The 24,380-nt window shown below is 36.3% G+C and carries 17 protein-coding genes and 1 tRNA gene; 3 read left to right on the top strand and 15 right to left on the bottom strand.

Annotation, left to right across the window (positions count from 1 at the left end):
* Positions 1-31: 31 nt before the first annotated feature.
* Positions 32-1,030 (bottom strand): tRNA dihydrouridine synthase DusB, encoded by a 999-nt coding sequence (gene dusB / locus KKI44_RS09825; RefSeq protein ID WP_214590838.1) that lies wholly within the window; start codon positions 1,028-1,030, stop codon positions 32-34.
* A 176-nt stretch (positions 1,031-1,206) separates the two neighbouring features.
* Positions 1,207-4,413: a hypothetical protein gene (locus KKI44_RS09820; RefSeq protein ID WP_214590837.1), complete on the bottom strand. Its 3,207-nt coding sequence runs from the start codon at positions 4,411-4,413 to the stop codon at positions 1,207-1,209.
* Positions 4,414-4,604: 191 nt separating this feature from the next.
* Here KKI44_RS09820 and KKI44_RS09815 point away from each other — a divergent pair, with 191 nt between their 5' ends.
* Positions 4,605-5,432, top strand: coding sequence for a T9SS type A sorting domain-containing protein (locus tag KKI44_RS09815; RefSeq protein WP_214590836.1), 828 nt, complete (start codon positions 4,605-4,607; stop codon positions 5,430-5,432).
* 80 nt (positions 5,433-5,512) lie between these two features.
* On the opposite strand, the gene KKI44_RS09810 is transcribed toward KKI44_RS09815, so the two are convergent.
* From KKI44_RS09810 to KKI44_RS09770, 9 genes are all read right to left on the bottom strand, one after another.
* Positions 5,513-8,329 carry an aminopeptidase gene (locus KKI44_RS09810; protein ID WP_250902189.1) on the bottom strand — a complete coding sequence of 939 codons (2,817 nt, stop codon included), beginning with the start codon at positions 8,327-8,329 and terminating at the stop codon, positions 5,513-5,515.
* 54 nt (positions 8,330-8,383) lie between these two features.
* A complete protein-coding gene (gene pyrF / locus KKI44_RS09805) occupies positions 8,384-9,763 on the bottom strand; it encodes an orotidine-5'-phosphate decarboxylase (RefSeq protein ID WP_185208318.1) in 1,380 nt (459 codons plus the stop codon).
* Between the two features lie 228 nt (positions 9,764-9,991).
* The gene (locus KKI44_RS09800) at positions 9,992-10,339 is read right to left on the bottom strand and encodes a YkvA family protein (RefSeq protein ID WP_076390861.1); all 348 of its coding nucleotides are present in this window, start codon (positions 10,337-10,339) and stop codon (positions 9,992-9,994) included.
* Positions 10,340-10,423: 84 nt separating this feature from the next.
* Positions 10,424-10,963, bottom strand: coding sequence for a TlpA family protein disulfide reductase (locus tag KKI44_RS09795; RefSeq protein ID WP_214590835.1), 540 nt, complete (start codon positions 10,961-10,963; stop codon positions 10,424-10,426).
* A gap of 14 nt (positions 10,964-10,977) precedes the next feature.
* Entirely contained in the window at positions 10,978-11,730 is a 753-nt protein-coding gene (locus KKI44_RS09790) for a hypothetical protein (RefSeq protein WP_214590834.1), read from the bottom strand.
* A gap of 1 nt (position 11,731) precedes the next feature.
* A complete protein-coding gene (locus KKI44_RS09785) occupies positions 11,732-12,295 on the bottom strand; it encodes a thioredoxin family protein (protein WP_214590833.1) in 564 nt (187 codons plus the stop codon).
* 17 nt (positions 12,296-12,312) lie between these two features.
* Positions 12,313-13,383, bottom strand: a complete 1,071-nt coding sequence (gene aroC, locus KKI44_RS09780) for a chorismate synthase (protein WP_214590832.1) — start codon at positions 13,381-13,383, stop codon at positions 12,313-12,315.
* A gap of 51 nt (positions 13,384-13,434) precedes the next feature.
* The gene (locus tag KKI44_RS09775; protein WP_214590831.1) at positions 13,435-15,069 is read right to left on the bottom strand and encodes an LIC_10190 family membrane protein; all 1,635 of its coding nucleotides are present in this window, start codon (positions 15,067-15,069) and stop codon (positions 13,435-13,437) included.
* 53 nt (positions 15,070-15,122) lie between these two features.
* Positions 15,123-15,665, bottom strand: a complete 543-nt coding sequence (locus KKI44_RS09770; RefSeq protein WP_214590830.1) for a YMGG-like glycine zipper-containing protein — start codon at positions 15,663-15,665, stop codon at positions 15,123-15,125.
* Between the two features lie 228 nt (positions 15,666-15,893).
* Here KKI44_RS09770 and KKI44_RS09765 point away from each other — a divergent pair, with 228 nt between their 5' ends.
* Together KKI44_RS09765 and KKI44_RS09760 are read left to right on the top strand one after the other, a co-directional pair.
* Complete coding sequence (locus KKI44_RS09765; RefSeq protein ID WP_214590829.1) at positions 15,894-16,328, top strand: hypothetical protein; 435 nt, start codon at positions 15,894-15,896, stop codon at positions 16,326-16,328.
* Positions 16,329-16,755: 427 nt separating this feature from the next.
* Positions 16,756-21,219 carry a fibronectin type III domain-containing protein gene (locus KKI44_RS09760; RefSeq protein ID WP_214590828.1) on the top strand — a complete coding sequence of 1,488 codons (4,464 nt, stop codon included), beginning with the start codon at positions 16,756-16,758 and terminating at the stop codon, positions 21,217-21,219.
* A 405-nt stretch (positions 21,220-21,624) separates the two neighbouring features.
* Here the strand turns inward: KKI44_RS09760 and KKI44_RS09755 are convergent, their stop codons facing one another.
* The 4 genes from KKI44_RS09755 to KKI44_RS09740 form a co-directional block, all read right to left on the bottom strand.
* On the bottom strand, positions 21,625-21,852 hold the full coding sequence (locus KKI44_RS09755; protein WP_214590827.1) for a hypothetical protein: 228 nt from the start codon (positions 21,850-21,852) through the stop codon (positions 21,625-21,627).
* A 488-nt stretch (positions 21,853-22,340) separates the two neighbouring features.
* Positions 22,341-22,414 (bottom strand) — tRNA-Cys (locus KKI44_RS09750).
* 56 nt (positions 22,415-22,470) lie between these two features.
* On the bottom strand, positions 22,471-22,980 hold the full coding sequence (locus KKI44_RS09745) for an RDD family protein (protein ID WP_214590826.1): 510 nt from the start codon (positions 22,978-22,980) through the stop codon (positions 22,471-22,473).
* Positions 22,981-23,001: 21 nt separating this feature from the next.
* A complete protein-coding gene (locus tag KKI44_RS09740; RefSeq protein ID WP_214590825.1) occupies positions 23,002-24,366 on the bottom strand; it encodes a DUF4403 family protein in 1,365 nt (454 codons plus the stop codon).
* Between the last annotated feature and the right edge of the window lie 14 nt (positions 24,367-24,380).

The raw sequence follows: 24,380 nt of genomic DNA, 5'->3' as shown, positions 1-24,380 counted from the left end.
CCATCAACTTACTATTGATGGTTTCATTTTTTTATGCCTGTTGTGCTAAATATTCTGTGTAAAACTCCTGCGTTTCTTTAATCAGCGCATCCATTTCTTCTAAAGTGAATACTTCTAAAAATTTCTTTCTGAAATCTTTAAAGTGAGGAACTCCACGGAAATAATTGCTGTAATGCTGTCTCATTTCCACCAGTCCTAATCTTTCGCCTTTCCATTCTGCACTCCATTCTGCATGCTGACGAACCGCCAGTAATCGGTCTTCGATTGTAGGAGCCGACAAATGCTCTCCGGTTTTAAAGAAATGCTTGATTTCGTTAAAAATCCAGGGATAGCCAATCGCTGCACGACCGATCATAATTCCGTCGCAGGCATATTTCTGTTTGTATTCTAACGCTTTCTCAGGAGAATCAATATCACCATTCCCGAAAATCGGGATTTCAATATTAGGATTTTGCTTAATTCTTGAAATATGTTCCCAGTCTGCTTCGCCTTTGTACATCTGCGCGCGGGTTCTCGCATGAATGGTTAATGCTTTGATGCCTGTTTCCTGAAGACGTTCTGCCACTTCATCAATATTAATGGAAGTGCTGTCCCAGCCTAAACGTGTTTTTACCGTTACAGGAAGACTTGTAGACCGTACAACAGCTTTGGTAAGACGAACCATAAGATCAATATCCTTCAAAACTCCTGCTCCTGCTCCTTTACAGACCACTTTTTTTACAGGGCATCCGAAATTGATATCAACCAGATCCGGATTTACCGTTTCCACAATTCTTGCAGACATTGCCATTGCTTCTTCGTCACCTCCAAAAATCTGAATTCCGACAGGTCTTTCGTAATCGAAAATATCAAGCTTTTTTCTGCTCTTGATAGCATCACGAATTAACCCTTCCGAAGAGATAAACTCCGAATACATTAAATCTGCTCCGTGCATTTTGCAGAGTCTTCTGAACGGCGGATCACTCACATCTTCCATCGGTGCAAGCAAAAGCGGAAATTCCGGCAGTTCTATATTGCCAATTTTTATCATGGTGCAAATTTACGAATTTCTGAGCATTTCAGAATTTGATAATTTCTATTAATGTAATTGCTGTCAATAAGAAGTGTAGAAAACGAAAATCTCAGGTAAATTATAATACTAAGCAAGAAATCTAAAACACTCCAACCCTCCAACACAAAAACTCTCCAACTCAAAAACCTCCGGCTTTAGAAACTCGCTTTCACCTGCATACTTCCGATATGAATCGTACGGTCTCCGGAATTTCTGCCTTCATAATTTAAATTTAGCTGAAGGAAAGAATTAATTGCCTGCTGAATGAAAACACTCCAAACCTGATTTTTCCCCGGTTTTAATCCATCCAACATCTGGTTTCCGACAATGCTGAAATTATTGCCGTTGAAATTATTATTGATGAATGAGAAATTTCCTCTGATAGAGGTTTTTCTGCGTTCCCACTGAATCGTTCCCGTAACATCAAAAGCTTTGAGGAATTCTTCTCCATCCACTCTCTGTTTCTGGCGGAATGCCGAAGAAAGTTCTGCCTGAATGGCATCGGTAAACTTATAGGTTGCTTTTGGTTTTGTTTCAAAATTATTCAGACGGTAATCTCTTGTAGAAAATAACTGTGAAGAATTTTGAATATCATGAACCGAATTTTCCCAGTCGATACGGAATTCTTTATTAAACCAATAGCCGATATTCAGGAAATGCGAAACCTGTTCGCGCTCCTCATTACTGAAATTCGCATTGATGAGGTTATCATTGGAGATGAAACGGTAATTTCCGTTCCAGCCGGATTTGTCAGTCGGACTGAACTGTGCGGAAGCCAGAATATTCTGATTTTTAAGAATCATGTCATCACTCTTCTCAAAAGGATTCAAAACCAGAACTTTATCTTTTTTGAAGAATGAATTTTGTGAGTTTAATGAAATATTGAAATTCCAGCGTTTTAAAAATTTATTCTCAGAATTAAAAACAATCGATGGATTCACAAATAAAGCGAGCTGAATTTTATTTTTATTGGAAGGGATATAACGCACGGAATTCGTGTAAATTCTGATGTATTGCGCCAAATCGGAATATTCGGCAATTTCAAATTCATCAAGCTGCTGAACGCCATCTCCGTTGTAATCCGTCCATTTGTAAATTCCCTGTCCGTCAGTCACTTTAATATACTGAAATTCCCTTTGTGCTTCCTGTCCGTTCCCAAGTTCATAGAAAGCCTGCAAACGCATTCCGTTCTTGAAAAGCTGCTGATTGTAAAGGATATTTCCTACTACAAAATCATTGTTTCTGGAAAGATCCACATCCTGATTCTGGTAAAAGAATTTTCTGTAGTGGAGTAGTGCATTCAGCGTTGTTTTCTCTGTTTTAATGATCTGGCTTTCTGCCATAATTCCCAGAATATTATTCATATTCTGAAGTCGGTTATCTCTCACAGAATCATTGTCGCGCATATAAACTTTCGCCAATAGTTTGGTTCTTGTGCTGTCTCCGATTTTTTTCTGAACAAAAAGTTCTTTCCAGCTGAAACTGGTAACATCCATCAGTTGCGTATCATTGTACTTCTTTTCGTTGTGTTCCATGCTTCCGCCAATCGCCCAGCTTCCTTTTTTACCGGTAAACTCTGTTGAAGCACCACCTCGGATGAATTTTGTGTCCTGAAGTACAGCATTGGTATTCAGATAAGATAAATTTCCTTTTGTAAAAAATTTACCGCTGATCCATCCAAAATCCAGATCATTCTTTATGCCTTTATAGGTTTCCTGTTCGTCAAGATAATTGATTCTGTAATTTAAGGTAGATTTATTGTTCCATTTATTCAAAAAGCTGAAAATAAATCTGTTCTGTGTTCTTCCGCTGAATTCCTGTGCAAGGTTGAAATCTCTGGAGAATTCCACATCATTAATGCGGTCTAAAATGTGGAACTGCTTGTCAATATATTGATATTCGAAATTCGGAGTTCCTTTCCAGTTATTTTTGGTGAAGGTTTTGTTTCCGAAAACTCTCCATGCATATCCTATATTCTGCTGAGAATCTTTTGATGAAAATAAATTGACATCATAATTGCTCAAAGATATATCGGCTCCTATTTTTCCGTCTTTCAATAAATATTCCGAATTTACAGAATACACCTGTGATTTTTCCGGTGAAGGAAGTTTTCTTACGGCACGATAATCTCCCATGTTAGGACCAACGTATGCGAAAACACGTCCGTTGTTGGTGGTCTGCGTAATTTTATAGTCTCCTAAATTAGCCCCGAAATACGTGTAAGAAACACTGTATAACGTTTGTGTGGCATCGGTTGAAAACTCATAATAATTTCCTCCTGAACCCTGAACCAGTTTGTATAAGATTTTATTGACGTCATATTCTGTAACCACTCCGGAAGGAGCATACATTAAATTCGGATTGTTTCCGGCTTCTGCAAGAATATGTTGATCTTCCTGTGAAAGATTTAAAGAAAGTGGTGCGTTTTTATTGTCATTTTCCATAAACCAGTTCAGTCCGAGTTTCAGCTTTTCCCTTTTATGCTCAACCTTTCCGGTAAATAAATATCTGGAATAATTTCTGTTGGTATAGTTATACGATATGGTAATGAAATTCTGTTGGAAAATCGGTCGGAAACTGGTAAAAGTAACTTCTCCGGTGTTGTAATTGATGATGTAATCCTGATTTTCACCACGCTTCATGAGAATACCATCGATGAAAACCTGTTCAGAACCTGAAATTAAGGTGATAAACTGTTCACCATTTTTTCCGGTTAAACGGTAAGGTCCCTGGTTTCCTTCCACCCCCTGAAAACGGATTCTGTGAAATTCACTTCGCGCAACGCCCATCGAAACATCCACAAATGTTTTGTTTTCTTTCCCGAATTCCGTCTGAAATTCGAGTCCCATACTTCGCCGCTGATATTTGGCAAAATAATTTTTAGCTTCCACCAAATCCAGATGTCCCGCTCTCAATATCGATTTATCCTTGATATTGAGCTGCATATAAATTTTGTCGAATTCCTCAAGCGTTTGTGTATATCCATCTGCCTGAATCGGGAGATTGTGATCCGAAATACTCGCAAGAATAGTCACATCCTTTGAAAGTCTTCCGGAAATCTGTAAATCCATAGAACTTTGTACAGACTGTCCCTGATTGTTACCAAATGTAATTCCGCGAATGATAGATCCTTTGGAGTTTAATTCTCCTAAAAATCTTTTTTTATCATTTTTTGCAAGAACCCCTTCATCTACAAGAATTCTGTTATTGGTTTTTATAAAATCCAGCGTATCTTTTGCGAAAATATCCTGCTCAAATCTGGCTGCGAGAATGCTGTCCTGTTTAAGACTGTCATTTTTAAGATTAGATTGCGGAAGATTGGGATTTTTCCATGTAAATATCTGGGCATTTCCCGAAAACATGCCCACGAACAACAATACGAATATCAGAATAAAATTTCGCAAATCTTAAAAATAATGCGTAAAAATACTTAAAAATACTTTATGGAAAGGGTTTTAGTATTATTAACAGAAAATTAACCTAATTATTGCATTACTAAAAAAAAATGGCGTAATTTTGGCTTGTAAATTATTAATAATTAAATTTTTAAATCATGAAAAAGATTTTTACTATTTTGGGTGTTGTAGTTGCAGGTATTTCTGCAAATGCACAAATCGTAATTAATGAAGTTTATGGAGGTGGTGGAAATTCTGGTGCGCCATATAAAAATGACTTCATCGAATTAAAAAATATCGGCTCCACAACTGTTACTTTAACGGGTGCATATATACAATATGCTTCAGCAACAGGAACATTCAATGGTGGTACAAGTACACATTCTTTGCCTGATATTACTTTAGCGCCCGGAAAAACTTATTTAATTGCTGAGGCTGGAGGAGCTAATGGTGTAGACCTGCCAACTGCTGATGCAACAGGAACGATTAATATGTCAGGAACTGCAGGTAAAGTTGCTTTAACTTCAAGCGCAACTTCAATCACCTCTGCAACAGGTTCTACAGTGATTGATTTTGTAGGATTTGGTGCTACTGCAAACTTATACGAAGGTACAGGACCTGCTCCAGCACCATCAAATACGACTTCAATCTCAAGAAGCTCTGGTGATACTAATAATAATGCTACAGATTTTGTTACTGGTGCTCCAACTCCGCAAAATTCTTCCTCAGGAACTTTAGCCGTTACAGATTTATCCACAGTAAAAGGGGGTAACTTCGTTAAAAACACTTTCGTTAAGAATGATGAGATTACTTTCGGATCTGCAGCTAAAGATGTAAAAGTATACAATATGTTAGGACAAATTGTTAAAACAGCTTCAGTAAAAGAAAATGAGTCTGTAAGCGTTGCTGAATTACAAAAAGGAAATTACATTGTAACAGGTACTGTAAACAATAAACCAGTTTCTCAAAAAATCCTGAAAGACTAATTTAGCTCTTAAGCATTAAAATAATAAAAGCCTCAGATTTCAAATCTGAGGCTTTTTTATGAAGTAATTTCAGTTATTTTTTAATACCAGCCTCTTCTCGCTGCATTAATAATAGAACTCAGATTAAGAATTAAAGTATATCTTATTCTTTTTCCGTAATCTTTAAAGCCGGGTTCAAAACCTAAAGAAGATTGAACAGGAAGATAAATTTCAAGGAAATCCGGGATAATTCTTACTTTTACGCCACTGTCCCAGATAAATTTCGTCGATTGGTTTTTATTGTCATAAACTCCTGCATCTGCATAGACGTGGAAAATTTTCCATACACTCGTATCTACATTTACTGAAGTAATCCATTTATTTACACTTCCCGGAATGAACGATTTAAATCCTCCGTCTGCCAAAACATACTGCTGGGAAAGAATTCCGCCTGTTGCGCTCTGTCCCAGTAAGTTATAGGAAAAAGAGTAGTCTGAAACTCTGGAAATCCCATAATTGAAAGTATTGTTTCTGGTGTTGTTTTTAATAAAATATCCCGCAAATAATCTTACACTCAGTTTCTGCCTTGGTGCAAATTCCCATCGGTAAAAGCCTTCTGCCGTTACTTTATGAAAATCTTCCATCCATTGCGTACTTACGCCCAGACTTTTTTCATGAATACTCTGGCTGTCATTATAACCATATCCAACACTCCAGAGACTGTACTGGTCATAGTCTTTATTGGCAATCATCAAGGCGTTAAGATCTCTTTCAAAATAGTTGTAAGAAATGCCTAAACTTCTGCTCACCGTACTTCTAGGGTTTTTCCGGAAATTTAAATTTGAATAAATTGAAGCTTTTCGGTAGGCAAGATCATAATCATAGTGAAAATAAGAGCCGGAAACTCCGAAAGTAAGACTACGGATGATGCTTTCAGCAGGAAGGAAGGAATAAGCAATGGCTCCCGAACCTGTCAGTTTTCCTGTTCCGGTACTGTAAGTCGGGGTAAGTGAATAAAGAAACTTCTGATCAAAAAACGACTGGTTTTTAAAGTTAAATCCGATTAGGAATTTATCGTACGTATTGCTGAAACGTACTCTCGGATTGATGTATATTTCATTGAACTCAGGATTCGGAATATCTTTAATCAGTTTAAGTTTTATTTTCCGCATGTTGGAAAAGAAACCTTTTGCATACAGAAAATTATCTCTGTAATTTGCTTCAGGGAAAATATAATCGTCATTCAGCGTTATTTTATAGGTGTCTAAAGCAGGAATAGAAAAGTTTTTTGACTTTTGATTTTCCTCTGTTTCAACCCAATATTCTGTGGTTTTACCATTTTTTGACGTTGTCTGCAATTTTACCGGAATGTTTGCATCTGTATTTTTATGAATGGTTACATTCAGCGAATCGCCTTCTCTTTTAAATTTTCTCAGCTTAAAATTTACCCTGTTTTTATGCTCAAGAAATTCCGGGAGGTAGGCTGTTCTCTTATCTTTTTCTGCCAATTCTTTTAAGAAATCAGCAGGATTAATCTCTTTGTCGGTATTTTTAGCAATGAAATCTTTTACAAGAGTTTCAAAATTTCCGTAACCCATTTTGTCGGCGGAATAATTGAAAAGGGTTCCTGTTTCAAAATTACTGATTGCCATATCGTTAAAATTACTCAGGTCAGAATAATTTTCATCAATTTTCTGATCCAGATTCTGAGACATGATGTATTGATATGCCAAACCATATCTTTCGGTCAGTTTTACATCCGAAGCATGAAATAATTTCAAAGGTTTTACACCGAAAATTTTCGTTTCAGGTAAATTTCCCAGCAATTTGGTGTTGGCATAGAATTTTTTGAGGTACTGAATTTCCAGATAAGATTTCAGCCCGTTTCGGAACCAGTGATGATCCTGTTGGTCGGTAATGATAATTTCATCTAAAACTTTTTTGGCAACAATTCCGAAATAATCAAGATCCGTTTTTTCGGCATCGGTAAAAAGTTGGAATCTGAATTTCCAGAAGGTAATGTCATTATTTCCGAAAAAATCTTGTTTACTCCTGAATTTATCCGAAATAAAAATTCTTTCAGGAACAGAACCGATCCTTTCTTTGATGAATTTTAAATGTAAAGGAAGATAAAATTCCAGACTTTCTTTTTCTTCAGGCTTTAAATTATAGCCGAATTTAATTTCTGTATGAATATCATTTGTATTGATATTAATGGATGGATATTCGTTTTGAGAAATCAGGAACTCAGGATCAGAATCCAGATAACCGTTGAATGAATTGATCTGGGTCTGTAAAAGATTACTTTCTGCAATATAATTAACAGGAAGATCTAAGTTTACCGTCCAGAATGTATTATAACTTACGGTTTCTTCGATGTCGGCGTAATCTCTGTTGGAAATATTGTCCGGATCAAAGCGATCCGGAACAATAAAGAAATATTTTAGAGCCACATTATTATCAGAAGTTCCGTATCCTGTAAATTTCTTATCAGGAAGCTGAATCTGATATTGTAGCTGAAGTTTTACTTTTTCTCCGGGTTTCAGAACTTCTTTCAGGGGAAGAAAAATATTTTCTTCAGAAGTCTCTCCAACAGGAATTTCTTCGCCAGAATTTTTAACCTGTAAATTCAGCAGCTTACCAAGCTCATTTTTTTTAGCAAAATGGAGATCGGTATTTCTGTCTTCCAGCTTTCGGTAGACCAGAGAAGTTCCGCGCCTGTTGTAAGCGGCGACCCAATTCAAAAGCTTAATGGTGTTAAGATCTTTCTCCGAATTATTGAAATACACGATTTCTTCGGTTACATCGAGCATCTTTTTATCCTGAGATAATTTAGCCCCGATATAAATACTATCTTTCTGTGCAGAAACTTCTGCAACACCCAAAAACAAAATAAGACAAATACTGATTCTTTTCAAAATTCCTGATAAAGTATCAAATATAACTTATTTTGCAGAGATTCCGCAAAGATTTTACGGCTGAACTGCTTTTTTTTCTAAAGAATTTAAATATGCTTTCCAGCCTTCGTTTTTATAAGTCTGAGCTGCCTGTTCTGCATTTTCAGCTTTATAAATTCCTCTTCCTACAATAATGAAATCTGTATGAAGTGTTTTAAAAACGTGTTCCGGAGTATTGTACTGCTGTCCTTTTCCGTCTCCTGAATCGGCTAAATTTACACCCGGCGTGAATAATAACATTTCCTCAGGAAGCGCATTTTGAGATACTCCTCCGATAACATTCGGGTGCGATGAAGCTATTTTTAACGCTTCTTCACGATAAGCACTTGTTGTTAATGCACCTTTCGAAGACATTCCGATGATGGCTACAACGCCTACATTTTTGAAGCAGTCTAAAGATTCAAAACCTCCGATCACCTGTGAAGTCACAAAATCTGCCCAGTCTGTAATTTTAAAAACACCGCTTGTAAACTGAAGTTCCTGCGTGTTTCCGATGTCTGCAAATTTTCTGTCTTCCATTAAAAGGAAATTGTGTTTTGCAGCAAGAGCTTTTAACGGAGTAATGGTTTTTTCGTATTCAAAATCCGAAATAATATCGATGTGAGTTTTTAAAGCAATAACGTGTGGTCCCACTTTTTCAGCTAAATCTAATAATTCCTGAGTTGTGGTAACATCCGCAGAAGCGATTAAATTAGACTGTTTTGCTAAAGCGGTTTCCAGCAATTTTTTGGAAACGGAATGTTGCGCGGCTTCTAATTTCTGTTCGTAAGAAGGTCTTATTTTTTCTTCAAACTGAATATGGTTTCCCTGTAAAAAATCCTGAATTCTCTTTACTTCATCATCCGTAAGTTCGCCGTTTTCACGAAGAATGGTGCAGACTTCAGAAATATTGAATAGCGTATGAACTCTGTAGCCTCGGCTTTCCAGAAGCTCTTTTCCGCCCTGCTCTCTGTCTAAAACCACCACGATGTCCGCAACTTTGATGTCTTCCTGCTCAACTTCTGCAATGGTTTCAATTAAAGATTTTCCTGAAGTAATGACGTCTTCCACCAAAAGACAGTTTTGCCCTTTCTGGTAAATTCCTTCGATCAGTTTCTTAGTCCCGTAGTTTTTCGCTTCTTTTCTTTTAATAATTAACGGAATATAGCTTTCCAGAGACATTGCTGTAGCCATCGGAAGTGCTGCATAAGGAACTCCGCAGATCAGATCAAAATTATCCAGAGGAAGCATATCCAGTAAATAATTGGCTAAATTTTTTAAGATTTTCGGATCTGAAGCCAAAGGTCTTAAATCTACATAAAAAGGGCTTTCGATTCCGCTTTTCAGGGTAAATCTTCCGAATTTAATGATGCCCAGTTTGTAGCACTCCAAAAAGAATTCTTTTTTACTTTCCATTATTTTTTATTAGATGTTGCAAATTTAAGGAAATGATGTTAAATGTCAATTGTGAATTTTGTTTCGTTTTTTTTCAAACACGAATGACACGAATGTTTTCACGAATGACACAAAATTAATCTGCTAAATCAATAAAATCTGCGAGATTAAAATTTACGATTCACTTTTAACATTTCTCCATAAAAAAACCACTCGTACGACGAATGGCTTTTAAATATTATCTTCAAATTATTTTACAATTTCGGCATCAATTACTTTCGTGGTGCCTGAATTATATTTTTGCTCGGTTTCCCAGAGAAGAAATTTATCTACCTCTTTTATCAGCTTTGGAATTGCAAGTGATAAAACAGCAAGATCATCCAAAACGCCGATCACTGGGACGGCAACTTCCGGCAGAAGATCTATTGGTGAGATGACGTATAAAAGTCCCAACAACGGCAGAATAATATCGATGGATCTCATAGGATATTCTCCTTTTCTCCACATTTTTATCATTCTGAAAATATCAGGGATTTTTTTTACGAAACCTTTGTGGTTAATCGCTTCTTTTGCCAGATTCAGTTTAGAATACTTCATTTTGTGTTTAGGTTTAAATAATTTTTTTTTAACTCTGTAAATTTCGCAAATTCTGTACCAATAATTTACAAAATTTAGTTAAAATTATTTAATAATATTATCTATAAACTGATGGGTAGATTCTGTATTCCAGTCTCTTGAAGCATCTTCCTTAATTAAAATTCTTCCGTCTTTATCCAGCAAATAGGTTGTAGGAAACACTTTCGGAAGTATTTTCTCGGAAATCGGGCTTTGCGCAATGTATACAGGAACGTTGTAATTATTATCTTTCAGAAATTTTCTTACCGCATCCTCTTTGTCTTCCATGGCGATTAAAACAAAATTTACATGATCTTTTCTGGTATCATACAGTTTCTGGATCGAAGGCCATTCTTTTCTACACGGAGCACACCATGTTCCCCAGAAATTAAGGAAAACCGCCTTGTCTTTAAAAGCTTTAAGATTGGTATCGGGAACATTAATTCCTTTCAGGTCAATATCATAATCTTCTTCGCTGATGTGTACTGCATTTTCAATCGTTGCTACCGGAAAAAATGCTTCCTGCAGTTTCTCCTTTACTCCCGGAATAAATGCGATAATGGCAATAACTGCGATCAGCACAATGTAAATTATATTTTTTTTCATTAAATCTCTATTATTTATTTTGTCCCAATATATTGAAAGTAATTATTATTAAGCTGATAAACCAGAAATTTTTTTGAAACAACTCCGTCTTTATTAACAATCGGAATATACAATTTGTCTTTATCAAATGTAATCAGTTTCAGCGGACGTTCCGGTCTGTCAACAACGCTGAAAAAGTCAAAATCAACCTGAATTTTATTGAGAGTTGTTGTTTTTGTTTTAAAAATCTTATCAGAATCAATTAACTGATCTTTTCGGATCGTAAATGCCTGAATTGCCTGAGCCTGATCTTTCGTAGAGAAAATCCCGTTAGAAATAACAAGATAATACATCTGATTATTAAGAGGAACCTTTATAATTTCGGAAATAAAATAAGGAGAATCAGATTGTTCTTTATTATAAATGGTTTTTACTTTTCCGTTTGATGAATATTGAATGATCTGATCGAAGCTTTTCATCGTTCCTCCCAATTCTGTGTCCCAAACATAAAATCTGAGTTTTTTATCTTCTGAGGTAATGACGTTTACTTTATTATTCAATTTTTTAAAGTTATACGACAGTGTTTCAGGATTTTCGGAAATGAATTTTTTGAATTCTGCAGAAAAATGTAAAGACTGAGATTCTTTACCATCGTAGTCGTCATTCTGAGAAAATTTTTCATATTCTTTTGAAAAAAATAATTCTTTATTTTCAAGCTTTGAATTTTGAGCATTCAGAAAATTCGAAATGCATAGAATTACAACAAAAAATCTGAAAAATTTCGACATATTACAACAATTCTAAAATTTCCTGAACGGCATCTTTTCCTCTGTTCTTCGCATAATACACCTGAAGATCGTTATAGAAATGATCTTTAGTATATACTTCAGGATCAGCCTTGTATTTCATCAGAAGTTCTGTTCCGAATTTCGGACGCGGTCCCCATGAATTTTTAACGTTAAAATCTTTATCCAGAATAATCACTTTCGGGATGGATTCGGTTCCGTTCGTTAAAAACTGACTGATTAAACTCTTATCGCTGTCTCTCAGAAAAATACGAACCTCATTTTTACCTTCGAAAAATTTAACCAAAGCAGGAACGGTTGCACTTGCATCACCACACCAGACCTCAGAAATAATTAAAATTTTACCGTCGAAATTTTTAGATTCTAACTGTTTTAGCTGTTCTTCATCCGCCACATACTTTTTTAACGTTCTGTCGATTCTCTGAAGTCCAAGTTCGTAATAAGGTTTATAATCTGCTTCCTGCTGATCGGAAGGGTTTTCTAATCTCTGTTTTCCGATTTCCACATACTCTTCGAAAGAGATGCCTTTTTCCCAGTAATTTTTCACTGCTAAAATTATGATGTTTAAAAATTATTGATGTTTCTTGTTTTGTTGATGAGGAATAAATCTGCCAGAACAAACGCCGCCAGACTTTCCACCACCGGAACTGCTCTTGGAAGTACGCATGGATCATGACGTCCTTTTCCTTCCACAATTGCAGTATTTCCGTATTTATCCACACTTTCCTGAGGTCTTAAAATCGTCGCCACAGGCTTGAAAGCCACACGGAAATAAATATCCATTCCGTTGGAAATTCCGCCCTGAATTCCTCCCGAAAGATTAGACTTTGTGGTAAAATCTTCATTGAAAAGATCGTTATGTTCTTTCCCCGTCATTTTGGCACCGCAGAAACCGCTTCCGTATTCGAAGCCTTTTGCCGCATTAATGTTGAGCATGGCTTTTCCTAATTCTGCCTGAAGTTTTGAGAAAACAGGTTCGCCGATTCCTACAGGAACATTTTTAATCACGCAGGTAATTGTTCCGCCAATCGTGTTTCCTTCTTTTTTTATTTCCTTGATTCTTTCGATCATTTTTTCTGCCGTTTCAGCATCCGGACAACGTACTTCATTGGTTTCGGTTTTCGAAAAATTCAAAGCCTGATAAGGTTTTTCACAGAAAATTTCGCCTACGGAAGAAACGTAAGCGTTGATCTCGATATCCGATAAAAACTGTTTTGCTAAAGCTCCGGCAACCACCCAGTTGATGGTTTCTCTTGCAGAAGATTTTCCGCCGCCGCGATAATCCCTCAATCCGTATTTCTGATCATAGGTAAAATCGGCATGGCTCGGACGATAAGATTCTGCTATGTGATCATAATCTTTTGATTTCTGATTTTCGTTTTCGATGATGAAGCCGATGGGAGTTCCTGTTGTCTTTCCTTCAAAAATTCCTGAAAGAAATTTCACCGTATCACTTTCTTTTCTTTGGGTTACGATTGCGGACTGTCCCGGTCTTCTGCGATCCAATTCGTACTGAATTTTATCGAAATCTACCGTTAAACCTGCCGGAAAATTATTAATGATTCCACCGTAAGCCAGACCGTGACTTTCTCCAAATGTTGTAAGACTGAGAAGATTACCTAAAGTATTTAACATACTACAAATTTAAGGCTTTTTCTTCAGATAAAAAGGATCTGGAGATATGATCTATTTACCAAGAGGATTGATGGTATGAATGACAGATTTTGCCTGTTTCCTTTCTTCATTATTTAATTTTTTCCAGATAAATCCTTTTTTAAGATCTGTATTATCGATGAGTTGAGGAAATATGCCCGCTTTTTCATCCTGTGAAACGTAGCCTGCGGAAATAGCAGGGATTTTAGAATCGTAATTAAAAGGATAATTTTCCGAAACATGAAAGTTTAAATTACCAACTCTGAAAGAATCAAACTTTGTGCTTTCATAGACTGAAGGTTTGTACAACTGTTCTTTTTCAAATTTTCCCATGAAGTTTCCGGGGTTAAAACTTGGAAAATACGTCTGCAAAATATTCGGGAAAGTTAAAAAGCTAACAAAGATGATGCTTAAACCAGAAAATACAATAAGAGATTTTTTTTGATTGAAATAATCAACAAACAGTAAAAAGAAAATCACAAAAAAGACATCCATAAAAAATCTGTACTGTGCTGAAAAAAGAAGAACCAAAATACTTTTAATGATAAGCGAGATACAGATAAAAGTAATGATTCTGTTTTTTTTGATGAAGGTAAAAACAGTGAAGATGATTAAACTAACAATAAAAAGTAAATTTATTTTTGCTTTGATTCCGTTTAAAAAAATCCAGTTTCTGATGTAATCAATAGCAGAAAATTTTTGAATTTCTTCATACGAATACTGCATGTCGTATGTTTTCTGAATAGCAAACTGAGAAGATATTTTTAAAACTTCAGGATTGGGTTTCCAGTTTACTCCTAAATCTATTATTGAAACAGGGAAAACGGGATATCCGAATGTGTAAATATTTTTAATGAAAAACAGGAAGCCGATTAAAATTCCGAAGATTAAATTTTTTAAGTTGGATTTCAAAATAAAAATAGAGTAGAGACAACTCAAAACCGGCAGCCAGATCATAGTAGGTTTAATGATAAAAACAAAAACCGAAAAAGCGAATAGGAGAGTGGTTTGTTTATTTTGTTTTAAAATTTCATTTAAAATGATGAGTGAGAAAATAATAACAGGCAAATCCGGACTTGGCGACTGGCAGAACAATAGTAAAACCGGAATAAAACAAAGTTGAATCCAGCTTTTCTTTTCTATTATATATAAGGTATAAATAATCAGTACAACAGAATTGATTCTTAAAAACGGATCGGTAAAATTTGAAAATCCCGTCTGAAAAATATGCCAGACCGACATTTGTCCGAGGGTAAGATCGAGGTTGGATATTCCTTTTATTAAGCCAAATTCTTTCAGCCATTTTATGGTGGGAACATAATATCCGAAATGGTCTAAAATATAAGGGTAAAAAGATCCGCAGTATACAATAATTAATGAAGTTGCAGCAATCAGCGAAAAATCTTTTTTTGAAAAGGCGGTAAAATCTTTATAAAGTTTATCCTTAAAAAAATAAATCAATCCTATCGCAATTGTAGAAAATTCTACATAGCTGTTTAAAGGGATAAAAAAAGCAGCAATTGTCCACAGTAAACTTATTCCAAGAATTCCCAAAAATATTTTTCCGGAGACGCCTTCCCATAATTTTCCTGAAAAATTTTCTGTAATTTTTCCTATTCCCATTAAAACAGGAAGAAGCAAAAGTGTAGAAAAAAAAAGTAGAATCATAAAAAAAGATTGCCTAAAAATAAGCAATCTTTTTTGTTATCGTTAAAATAAAATTATCTTGGCTGGACTCTTCCGCTTTTTCTGTCCTGCGCTCTACCCAGAGTATAACCGGTAGCACCACCAATTACACCACCAATGGCAGCACCCGCTCCCGGACTTTTCTTATTAACAATTGCTCCCAAAGCGGCTCCTCCTACAGCACCAATAATGGTACCTTTTGCGGCTTCACTCATCCCTTTTTTCTTTGCGGTGGTCTGGGAAGAAGTTCCGTTATTGGCATAAGTCCCGCTGTTGGAAGAAGAACTTCTGCTCGGTCTGTCTCTGTATACTGTACGTGTTTCTCTTATTACCTGCGGTTTAGCATTAGCTGCCGCTGTTTTGGCTTGCTGAACTTCTAAAACACTGTCGGCTTTTTTCTGTGCTTCATAAGCCATTTTTTCTTTTTCAATGGCTAATTTTTGTTTCTCAATTTCCAATTGTCTCATCTGGAACTCCATTTTCTGCTGTTCCAAAGATTGTTGGGCTATCTGGTCGTCTTTTTTACAGGCGGTCAGTAAAAATACAGACATCAGTCCTGTTAATACTATACTTTTCATAACTCAAATTTTTATAAGGATTTTAAGTCAATCCAATTTCGATGTTATTTCTATTTTCAATTATGAAGCCAAAATTCCGTTAAGTAATGTTAAAGTTTTTAAATGAATCTCAATATTTTGTTGAATTCCTTTATTAATAACGGTTTTGAAATGTAAAAATTTATTGATTTTCACTTAAAAATGGATTAATATGAATTTTTTATATTTGATTTACCAAATTACATTATTATGAAAAATTCAATTGTAAAAGTTGTGCTTTTTGCAGGCGTAATTGCTGCTGTAAGCTCATTTTCGGCATCTAAAAATGATTCTGAAAAAAAACATTCACCTATTCAATCTGTTGCCCAGACAGAAACTTACCAGATCCGGTTTGGATTACAGAATCAGAATGGCACTAAAACACTTTCGGGGAGTTATGATCTCGGAAACTTTGTAGCAACCAATACTGTAACCGGAGAAACTTTTGAAACCTATGGCGGTAGCGGAATGCAGTCTTTGCCACAATATTTTGATGGTCTTCCGGAAGGTACTTATACCTTCACAGCAACTCAGGGACAAGGCGGATGGGTAGGATACGGATCTGTAACTGCAGAGGTTTCTGAAGCCAAAGTAGATTCTGATGGATATGTCACGATTTATGTTCCTATCGCATGGGAAGAATAATTTAAAATTTACTTTAAAAATTAGTTTGTGTAGCCTCCTTAATCGGGAGGCTATTTTTAATTTAGCCAACAGAATTTTATTTTATTTACATCGGATTATTATTAAACATGAATTTATTAAGGTCGGAAATGTGTTATAATAAAACAGAAAAGATGACGTTATTAAAAAAATAAATATTCTAAGTTAATGAACTGTATAGTTAAAATTTGATGCGTTTTTTGTAAAAATATTGTAATTTATACTATGTATTATCAAAAAACGCGTTAGATTTGCAGTAAATAATAAATTTCTAGCCTATGGTGAATTTTTTTACTTTTTTTCAATTTTATCACAATTTCAGTTTCTTGGATAGTTCGTATTCAGGAAATAACTTCTTAAACAAAATTTATAATTCTCATATCCTTATAAGGATCTAATATTTATTAATATGAAAAAATATCTATTGTTTTTTTTCTTGGCACTTTCGTATATACTGAGTGCGCAGGTAAGTTCTTATAGTTTTTCTCAGTCTACGGGAACCTATACAGATTTGCCGGGTACGGCAACGGTACTGGCAACTGCAACGGGAAGTACAGGAGCAGCCTCTCTGGATAACGTTATTTATCCGGTTACTCTTCCTTTCCCTGTTTCTTTTAACGGAAGTAATTATTCTTCTATTAATGTATCAACAAACGGATTTATTACTTTTGGGGCGACAGCTCCCGGAGCTGGTACTTACAGCCCGATTTCCAGTACGGAAACTTATGCAGGAGCTGTTTCTGCATGGGGTAAAGATTTAAATTCAATTTTTAATATTAATTCTAAGACAGGAAGTATCAGTTGGGCGGTTGTAGGTACAGCTCCGAACAGAGAAATTGTAGTACAGTGGTCAGATTTCAGACCAGCGTACTCAACTTCTACAACGAGTGTTTATACTTTTTCTTTTCAGATCAGACTCAGAGAGACTACTAATACGATTGCTGTAGTATACAAAGGCGGAAGTTATCTTATAGGTAATACTTCCGTAAGCGGAACTACTCAGGTAGGATTGAGAGGATCAAGCAATGCCGATTTTAATCACAGACAGAATGCTACCACAGCATTATTTACGGCTTCTGCTTTGGCAACGGTAAATACCGGCAGCCAGTCATTTAATACAACTGTTGCTACTCCGGGAATGCCTTCGGATGGTCTTATCTACACATGGACTCCGCCGTCTTGTTTTGGACCGTCTGGTTTCACTTCTACAGCGGTTACTACTTCCAGTGCTTCTGTAAGTTGGGCGGCAGCATCAACCCCTCCGGCAAACGGTTATGAAATATATTACAGCACCACCACAACTCCTCCCGCAACGCCACAGATTACGGGTATTGCAGGAACTGCAACGAGTTATACAATTCCGGGTTTAGCTGCTAATACAACGTATTACGTATGGATTAAAGCAAAATGCAGTTCCACGGCTCAAAGTTCGTTAATAGGACCTATTACCGTGTATACAGGATATTGTACTCCTACAGGTGGTACGTCTTCTACAACGTATTATTTAAATAATGTTACGACTACAGGCGGATGGACTAACCTTGCTTATACTGCTTCTTCGTATCAGGCTTATGTAAACTCTCCGGGAGTGATATTGAGCTCACCAGGATTTACAGTGACTACGAATTTAGCTACTTCGGGTGGAAGTACATATTATTACTACGTTTGGGTAGACTGGAATAACGATCTGGATTTTAATGATCCGGGAGAAACGATTCTTGCGACCACTACTTATACTTCAACCGCAACAGCGAATATTGTAATTCCTGCAGGACAGGCTGTCGGAAACTACAGAGTTCGTACGTCGTCATCATTTATTGGTGCAAATACTTCGTGCGGACCAGCTCCGTATGGAAATTTCGTAGATTTCACTTTATCTGTTGTGGCTCCTCCAACGTGTCTGCCTCCGACTGGTCTTACGATCACTACGGCAACAACATCAAGTGCTACCATACAGTGGACTGTTCCGGCTACACCACCGGCAAACGGTTATGATGTTTATTACAATACTACGGGGGTTGCTCCTACAGCAGCAACAGTTCCTCAATATAGCGGTGTAACGGGACCTAGCCAGCTGATTACCGGTTTGGCTTCAAGTACAACGTATTATGTATGGGTAAGAGCGAAATGCAGCAGTTCAGATATTAGTTATTGGTCAGGACCACGTACGGTTTATACAAATTACTGTGTTCCTACGGGAGGTTCTTCTTCAACAACTTATTATCTGAATAATATTACCACTACAGGTGGGTGGACCAATTTAGCTTATACTGCTTCTTCGTATCAGGCATATGTAAATTCTCCTAGTGTTGTTTTAAGCTCTCCAGGATTTACAGTAACGACCAACTTGGCGACATCCGGTGGAAGTACCTATTTTTATTATGTATGGGTAGACTGGAATAATGATCTTGACTTTAACGATCCGGGAGAAACTATTTTAGCAACCACTACTTATACTGCAACGGCAACGGCAAATATTGCAATCCCTGCGGGACAGCCGATAGGGAACTACCGAGTTCGTACTTCTTCATCGTTTATTGGTGCAAATAGTGCTTGCGGACCTGCTGCATACGGAAATTATGTAGATTTTACCTTATCTGTGGTAGCTCCTCCGACGTGTCTTCCTCCGACTGGTCTTGTGATTGCAAATGCGACAACGTCAAGTGCAACCATACAGTGGACTGTTCCGGCTACACCACCGGCAAACGGTTATGATGTTTATTACAATACTACTGGAGTTGCTCCTACAGCAGCAACTGTTCCTCAGTTCACCGGAGTTCCAGGACCTAGCCAACTGGTATCGGGATTAGCGTCAAGCACAACGTATTATTTTTGGGTAAGAGCAAGATGTAGCAGTTCAGATATTAGTTATTGGTCAGGACCACGTACAGTTTATACAAACTACTGTGTTCCTACAGGAGGTTCTTCATCAACAACTAATTATTTAAAAACGATTACCACTACAAACGGATTTACAAACCTGAACTATACGGCTACTGCTTATAGTGCCTATGTAAACAATTCTGCTACCAGTTTCTCTGTATTACCGGGAGGAGTAGCCAATGTTTCCATGAATGCGGGAACCAGTACTTATTATTATTATATCTGGATCGACTGGAATAATGATTTAGTATTTGATCCGGCTACTGAACAGGTGTATTATTCCGGAGGTTATATAAATTCTGTTGCTAACGCTCCGATAAGTTCTGTGGGTCGTCCTTCAGGTTCTTACAGAGCAAGATTTGCAGCGTCTTATATCGGTACGCTAACTCCATGCGGACCGGCTCCTTATGGAAATTATGTAGACTTTACATTTATCATTAAGCCTTGTTCTACAACCGCACCTACGAATGTTTATGTAGATGCTATTGCTCACAATGCAGCTACTGTACACTGGACCCCTTCTCCTGATAACCTGGGGTACAAAGTATACTGGAGAAAGAACGGAACGACACCATGGGTGAATTCTTCAGTTGTAATAGCGCCGCCGGCAACATCTTATACAATAACTACAGGTTTAGATCCGGCTACAAAATATGATGTAATGGTAGTTGCGGTTTGTAACAATACCGAAGGTACTGCTACTCCGGCTGTGTTTACCACAAGATGTGATCCTACGCCGCCGAGTGTAACGGTAACTAATATTACGACAAACTCTGCCTTGGTAACATGGGCTCCAATTGTATCAAGTGCAACGTATGTAATCAGATACAGAATTGTAGGTACAGGAACATGGACTACGGTGAATATCACCGCACCTCCTTTAAATACATATCCACTTACCGGATTAACTCCGTACACTACATATGAAGTACAGGTGGCGAATATCTGTAATGGAGAAACCACTATTAACACTTGGTCTAATCCTAAAGTGTTCACTACGGAAAGAACGTGTCAGTTACCTCCTCCGGGACTTACCATTACAGCGATTACTCCAACTACGGCGCAGGTAACATGGGATCCTTTCCCGGGTGCTACTTATATCCTGAGATACAGAAAAGTAGGTATTCCGAGCTGGACAATGGTACCGTCTAATACCAATACGATTACCCTTACAGGTTTATTGGAACTGACTAAATATGAAATGCAGGTAGCAAACGTTTGTAGCGGAACTCCGGGTACATATACACTGCCTTATTTCTTCACGACGCCAACGATCGTTTACTGTCAGATGGCATCTACCGGAACAACAACTTCAGAGTATATCTCTAAAGTAACGGTAACGCCAAATGGTAAACCTCAGATGACGAATACTTCCGTAGGATCTAATTATACAGATTATACAGGAGTTACAAACAAGTTTATTGAACTGATTCAGGGGTCTTCCGACAATAAAATCATAATTGATAAAAAACTGTCAGGAAACAATAAAGCAGGAGTTGCCGTATGGATCGATTTCAACAGAAACGGATATTTTGATATCAACGAAAGAATCCTTGCTGACGGACCAAACAGTAATCCTACTGCGAGCACTACGTTTACGGTACCTGCAGATGCATTTATCAGTCTGGTAGACTACAAATATGTAGTGATGAGAGTAGCAATGGGCAAAGATGTTATTCCTGTAAATTGTACCAACTTCCCGAATGGCGAAGTAGAAGATTACACAGTAAGAATTTCTAAGCTTCCTGTTCCTAACCCGATTAATCAGACAGATATATTAATCTATCCGAATCCTGTGAGTTCTGTACTGAATGTTAAGAATATCAGCAGCAGAGCGAATTATAAGATTTATAATTCAGCAGGACAGGTGGTATCAACCGGAGTTATCTTAAACAACAAAATTGATGTTCATGCATTAATTAATGGAATTTATGTAATCGATATTGAAGATTCTAAAGGAACTGTACAGAAAAAGTTCATTAAGGAATAACAATAATTAATAGTTTACACACCAAATAAGCCCTCAGCAATGGGGGCTTATTTTTTTTATTTCTTAATAAGTGTTAAAACTTAGATTATTAAAAGAATAAGAGAATCAAGTAATGTTTAATTTGCTATATGTCTGTAACCACAGCAATAAAAGGGGAGTGGGTTGAATATTAAAGAAAATATATCCTTTTATAAGGATATTAACAGTTTTTTAATCTTTGATAAAAATTGTTAATTGATGGAATTAATATTCGATATAGATGTATGTAAAACTAACATTTCATAAATTTGCAGTCACTCATGTTTAATTTGAGTTTTCATGGTTATTAGTTTTTATCCTCGTAGAAATACGGGGATTTTTTGTTTTTGCGGAAAATATAGCAATAGAGAAGGGAAAACGGAAGCTTTAGTTTTGGTTTTTGGCAAATAAAAATACTTTAAACCTATCATTACTGCTGTATCTCTTACAGCTCTCATCCATAAACGAATCGGGAGATTTTTTAAACTCTTCAATGTATTTGAGACCTTCTTCGTCAATACTTGGAATAATAATGTAATCATACAGCGTTTTTGTAAACTCGCTGGAATTTTTTAAAATGTTTTTCTTGTGTTTTAATGCTTCGTTGAATGTCATGATTTTAGTTTACGCAAATTTAATCATTATTTAGTGAAAAATATAATGTTTTATACAACAATTTTTATTACGTAATATTTATAAACTTAAAAAATATAATATGTAAATAGTTTAGGTTTAGTGTTTTATAGGTTTTTTTGTTGCCGGTTATTGGAATTATTTATATGACTGGAATCATAAAATGGAGAACATATTATAATTAATTTTAGAAATATAACATATAAATGTTTTAGTATCTCAGTAAGTTTGCCTCCCGTTTGCGGGAGGTTTTTGTATTATGACTCTGGTCATACTCATTTAGAAAAGCTTTATTGTAGTTTTATACATTCAATTTCCATTCGTTTTTAAACAGTTTTTTAAACTTCTCAGTTTGTTCTGGGAAGTTTTTTGTTTTAGCGAATCCAATAGATTGTCGTTAGAATTAAGTTGAAATTTATATAAATAAAAAACCTCTAATTATCTGATTTACAGATGTTTAGAGGTTTGTTTGGAGGTACCTAGCGGATTCGAACCGCTGTAGATGGTGTTGCAGACCACTGCCTAGCCGCTCGGCCAAAGTACCATTTACCATTTTTGAGGTGTGCAAATATAGTAAAATTTATTTTCGAACAAAAATTTTTAAGCAATTTCTTTCGTGCCAATGCTCTCTATTTCGCTTTTTGCCTGTCTTTCAGTCTCATAATTTTTGGTATGTATTACCCTTGTATCGCTCCAACTGTCGTGCCATCCGTTTTCTCCAAGAAATGACAGTGCATCAAAAGGGACAAGTCTGGAAATATTTCGTATAAAATAATCCTGTAAAGTCGGAGATGTGCCGTCCGTCATAATGACTTTCGTTCCTGTAATGTATTTTCCTATTGTTTTTCCGTTTGTAAAATACTCCATAAGGAAAGCATACAAAAAATATATAAATGAAGTAAGAATAATATCAGCAAGACGCCCGATTTGGGATAGTTTATAAATCATTGGAGTGAAATAATACATTCCAAAAATGTTATCAATGAAAACAACGGCAATACCGAGAAGGAAAAAGAACAAATTAATCACCAGCTTGTCGATAAAAAGATTCGCAAATCTTTGCCATTTCGTTGCTCTGTGGATATCCACAATTTTAAGGTACTTTCTCATGTGTATTAGTTTTTATAAATTTTAAATTCCTGTTAGTGTTAATTTTAAAGTGGCTTTGGTATCAATAACGGCAGTAATTCCGTAAGGATTGAGAAGGATTTTACTTGGTTTTAGGCTGAATACTTTTCCGTTCATTTTTAAACCTTTATAATATTCTTTATTGAATGCTTCTTCGATGCTTTTCTTTGAACTGTTTTCCAGTTCCTGAGTAGGTATTCCGTATTCTTCTTCGATCATTTTTACGATTCTTCCTCTGAAGAGCAGCGTCGCTGTTTTCTGTAGAATATTGGCTGTTTTCAGGTTGAATTTTGTATTGGACAGTACAATTTTCTTTTTCGTTTCATCATACACAGGAATTCCGGAAATAAACGCTTTTCCGTTTACATACCCTTCGGTTTCCGCTTCTATCATTACCTTATCATCAACGCCGTATACTTTAATATCTTTAATTTTTACGGATGACCCTCTTACATCATATTCCTTATTCAAAAACATATTTCTCGCAATATTGGTCGCTTCCGTATACGGAATATTAGCGGTCGTCTGAAGCAGGAACTGGTTTCCCAAACTAGAAATAAATGTGAAGTTTGGAGCCGATTTTATAGGCGGTGTTGAAGCAGGCTGGCTTCCTGTAAAAGTTTCAGAAAAAACATCAATCCCAATCGTAGTATCAATCTGATTGGCATAAAACTTTAGTGGTGTCATATTTACCTTTACCGGAGAAACTTTCAGCCAGGTTTTGTATTCTTCAGAAATATTAAAAGGCTGTGAAAATGCATTCCAAGCCATTACTGCATATTGCTGAAAATTAAGCTGTGCTGCCATTTGGCTGTCGATGGTTTTACAGAATTTCTGCTGTTGTTCCACCAGACTTTTTTCAACCAGAGAAGTAATTGGGATTTTAATTTTACCATAATCCAGAACAGGCTGTGTTACCCATCGGAAGCCGTTGGGTTTTGTGCTGGTCGTAATAATCCAGTTATTCTGAAAGTTTAATGCTGCATTAAAAGACATCACCGTTTCAAAAGTGGTGTTCTGGTATGTATAAAGTCCCAGCGTTCCGATGCCTTTTTCTGCCCAGATTTTTAAAGGAACTTCGATCAGTATGTTCTGATTGGTTCCTCCCACAAGCCGGATAGGGCGGGTTTTCCAGACTTTTACCTTAAACTGGTCATTATTATTATCGGTATAAGAATCGTCCTGATAAATGAGATCTTTTACCGATGCATTAATCAGATTGCTGATCTCTGAAAGCGGAATGCTCACAGGCATCGTAATATTAGACCGCACTTTCGGAAAATTATAGTCAGGAATTTCCGTGCTGATATTCGTCTGCCCGAAAATACCCGTACAAAACAGAAGAAATACTATTTTTACAACTTTCAATTGTGTTATTTTTT

This window comes from Chryseobacterium sp. ZHDP1 (assembly GCF_018603435.1).
Classification (GTDB): domain Bacteria; phylum Bacteroidota; class Bacteroidia; order Flavobacteriales; family Weeksellaceae; genus Chryseobacterium; species Chryseobacterium indicum.
The sequence above is the reverse complement of the archived record's forward strand: the minus strand, read 5'-3'. Positions and strand labels throughout refer to the sequence as shown.